The organism is Microcystis sp. M53603_WE2 (genome assembly GCF_030065435.1).
In genome coordinates this window covers 1-3,461 of the sequence record NZ_JASJFF010000630.1, presented here as the reverse complement: position 1 = coordinate 3,461, position 3,461 = coordinate 1, and the positions used below count along the sequence as shown (strand labels likewise).

Here is a 3,461-nt window from a genome sequence, read left to right as displayed (position 1 = left end):
CTTACCCATAGATAATAAACCAATTCGTCAAGTGCAACAATCGATCGAAGATATTGCCAAACATCTGCGGGCCAAACGTTGGAGTCCGATTAAAAAAGATGTCAAGGATGCCAATTATGCCCTTTCTACCAAAAGCAACGCTATCTTAGATAGTGTTCCCGAGGCAAGTAAAAGCCAAGGAGAGGAATTAATCGAAAAACTGAAAACGGGAGTGGCATCCCTCGATACGGCCGTAGAAGCGAAGGATAAAGAGGCAGTTTGGTCAACCAGACGGGAATTGCTCAATAATATCACCGCTTTAGAAGAATTAATGGTGGTGGGTTTTCCCTTTAACGTTCCCCCGGAATACGCTAACTTGCCGCAATTGCGAGGACGTGCCACCGTAGAGATGCAGACCACCAAAGGGGATTTAACTATCGTTGTCGATGGTTACAGCGCTCCGGTTAATGGGGGTAACTTTGTGGATTTAGTCCAACGGGGTTTTTATGACGGTTTACCCTTCATTCGCAGCGAAGATAATTTCGTTGTCCAAACTGGGGATCCCGTCGGTGCAGAAGAGGGATTTATTGACCCGAAAACTAAGCAATATCGCTCTATTCCCTTAGAAATTTTGATTAAAGGGGAAGAAGAACCAGTTTATGGCAATACTCTCGAAGAATTAGGGATTTACTTACCCAGTCTCGCCTTACCTTTTAACGCTTTCGGTGCATTGGCCTTGGCGCGTCCGGATACTAATCCTAACGGAGGTTCCTCGCAATTCTTTTTCTTTAAATTCGATAATGAATTAACTCCTCCGGGGTTTAATCTCATGGATGGTCGTTATTCGGTTTTTGGCTATTTAGTCGAGGGAAAAGAGGTGTTAGAAGAACTTACCGATAAGGATAAGATTATCACCGCTAAAGTGGTTTATGGCTTAAATAATCTCGTGCAACCTAGCTAGGGTGGGGGTTTTTAACTAGGTCTTGTCAAGGCAAAAAATTAGTCGAGATAGGGGAAGCATCTCAGATTCTGGGTGCTTCCCCCCATACCCCAGAAAAGTGGCAATTATCGGGGTCAATATTCCCCGCTAGTGAAAGCAAGGCACTTAGTAGATGTTACTGTGTTAACGACCATTTAAGTAAAACGTAGGGTGCGTTAGACGGCAGAAATTCCTGCTTTGACTTGAAGGTAAAAATCCGTCTAAGTAAAACGTAGGGTGCGTTAGACGGCAAAAATTACTGCTTTGACTTGAAGGCAACAATCCGTCGTAACGCACCACCTATCATCAACTAAGTAGTAAAACGTAGAAAGTAAAAATCCGTCGTAAAGCACCACCTATCTAAGTAGCCGGTTACAATGAGATCACTTACTTAGTATTTACTAAATACCTAGTTTTTGCAATGTTAGTAAACGTTCTTTACTAAACTCCTCGTACACTGTTTTCAGATGAGTAATATTCTCCTCCTCTGTTTCCAAAGTTTTCCCGTCTTTAACCACTTTTTTGCCTTGACTTGCCAAAATTTGCCAAACAAATTGTACGGCATCTTGGTTAGAGGATTTAGCCAAGAGGAATAATTGTTCTAAACGATTGACCACTACTCCAGTCCCAATCAAAGGAGAAGCTAAAAAGCTTAATTCCTCACTATAGACTGCTTTCGCTTTCACTGCATTATTAAAAGCATCAGTAGATGGTTTCCGTTGTTGGCAAGTTTGCTCATCCACAGCAGGATGAATATAGCCAATACCAGTTAAAATCACGAGAGCTTGGTAAAGACCATTTAAGTTAATATTTGAGGTTTTGGGGTGATTTTGTAGTTGCAGTAAAGTTTGGGGAGATTCCGCCAAAACCTGACAAATTGGCTGATAAATTGCCTCCTGTAACTTAACTTCTCCCACGGGGAACTGCTGCTCGAACTTGATATTTGCGGGATTAACAAGTAGAGCAAACCGGGTTTCTTGTAGTTGTTTAAGCTGTTCTTGGTTGGTTAAACCTAAAGAGCCTCGACTAAAAATATCACGACGGAATTGGCTATTAACGAAGAAATCTCGCACTACTTCCCGATAGATTGGGTCGCTGATTTTTGCTAATTTTTCTTGGGCTGCTGGGGAGAGATTGACCATATCAATATGATCATTAATATGGGCGGAACCCACATATTTAAGTTTAGCATCCTCTAATTCTTTCGCCACTTCATCGAAGTAAAAAGAATTCCATTCCTGATTGAAATACTCGTGAGCTAAATAATAACGATTTTGGTCTTTCAGGCGCTCGTAACGACTTTTTAAAATTGGATTTTGGACAAAATAACTAGCATTAGCTTCTAATAATTCTCCCGTAAAATTAAGAGCCTGTTCAATGCGGGTTAAAATTGACTCGGAACTGTGTTGACCATGACGTAACATTAAAGCTTGCATCGGCATCGCCGCCGACCAACCCGGAAGGGCATTATAGGAGATATAAACTAATCCCCCCACCTTGAGATTGCGGCGAATAAAATCAACTATTGCTTGGCGATTTCTGGCAGTAATCCAGCTATAAATTCCGTGCAGACTGATGAAGTCAAATTGAGGTAAATCTCGCTCTAAAAATTCCTCAAAACTATCATCAAAGAAAAGAATATTCTTCATTCCCGCCTTGGCCGCTAAATCTCTAGCTGTGGCGATATGGCTAGGATTGAAATCATTGGCATAAAATTGGGCGTGGGGATAGGTAGCCGCTAAAATATTCGTGGTAAAACCCTGACCACAGGCCAATTCACAATAGGTAAATTCTTGGCTAGAATCGGGGGGTTGAATCGATTTAATCAGAGTCGCTAAACCTAATTTTAGGGGACTTAACTCGCCGTAAAAGCCGCTAGTGTAGTTAACTTCCGATACATATCCTTCTGTCCAACTCATAGATTTTCCTCAAATATAATGACAATTCCTAAAATTAAGACTTGATTATACAGCAAAAGAGCCATGTCCCCTAGATTTTTGTTGGTGACAGCAAGGAGAAAAAATTATACAATGTCTATTAATACTAGAGTATTAACCGTTTAGCCAAACAATTCGGCAACTGCCAATAAACCCTAGAAGCGAGATTTCTCGTGAAAACTGACAGTCTCTTTTACCAAATCTTCCTGCGTTTTCCGGACAGTTTCTTTGACCTAATCGGACAACCGCAACCGGGAGCAGCAAACTATCAATTCACCTCCCAAGAGGTGAAACAACTCTCTTTCCGTCTCGATGGCTTATTTATGCCACTCAGAGAAGATATTCAGCAACCCCTCTACCTAGTGGAAGTGCAGTTCCAACCAGACGACACCCTCTACTATCGACTTTTTGCGGAATTGTTCCTATTTTTAAAACAATATCAACCACCTCACCCCTGGCAAATTGTCGTCATTTATCCCCATCGTGGGGTGGAACGGGAACAATCCCTACATTTTGGCGAAATCCTCAATTTATCGAGTGTTAGACGCATTTATCTCGATGAATTG

Annotated in this window: 3 protein-coding genes; 2 read left to right on the top strand and 1 reads right to left on the bottom strand. The window is 41.6% G+C overall.

Annotated features, from left to right (window positions below; translation table 11 throughout):
- Positions 1–940 (top strand): peptidylprolyl isomerase (locus PX481_RS13440; RefSeq protein WP_288094733.1); only part of this gene is annotated, 940 nt, incomplete at its 5' end.
- 419 nt (positions 941–1,359) lie between these two features.
- Here the strand turns inward: PX481_RS13440 and PX481_RS13435 are convergent.
- Positions 1,360–2,877, bottom strand: a complete 1,518-nt coding sequence (locus PX481_RS13435; RefSeq protein ID WP_002762546.1) for a methyltransferase regulatory domain-containing protein — start codon at positions 2,875–2,877, stop codon at positions 1,360–1,362.
- A gap of 191 nt (positions 2,878–3,068) precedes the next feature.
- Here PX481_RS13435 and PX481_RS13430 point away from each other — a divergent pair.
- The coding region (locus PX481_RS13430) for a DUF2887 domain-containing protein (RefSeq protein ID WP_288094732.1) at positions 3,069–3,461 on the top strand (393 nt) is incomplete at its 3' end.

Coding starts and splice junctions, on each gene's coding strand:
- PX481_RS13435 (WP_002762546.1), bottom strand. CDS start 2,877: ATGAGTTGGACAGAAGGATATGTATCGGAAGTTAACTACACTAGCGGC.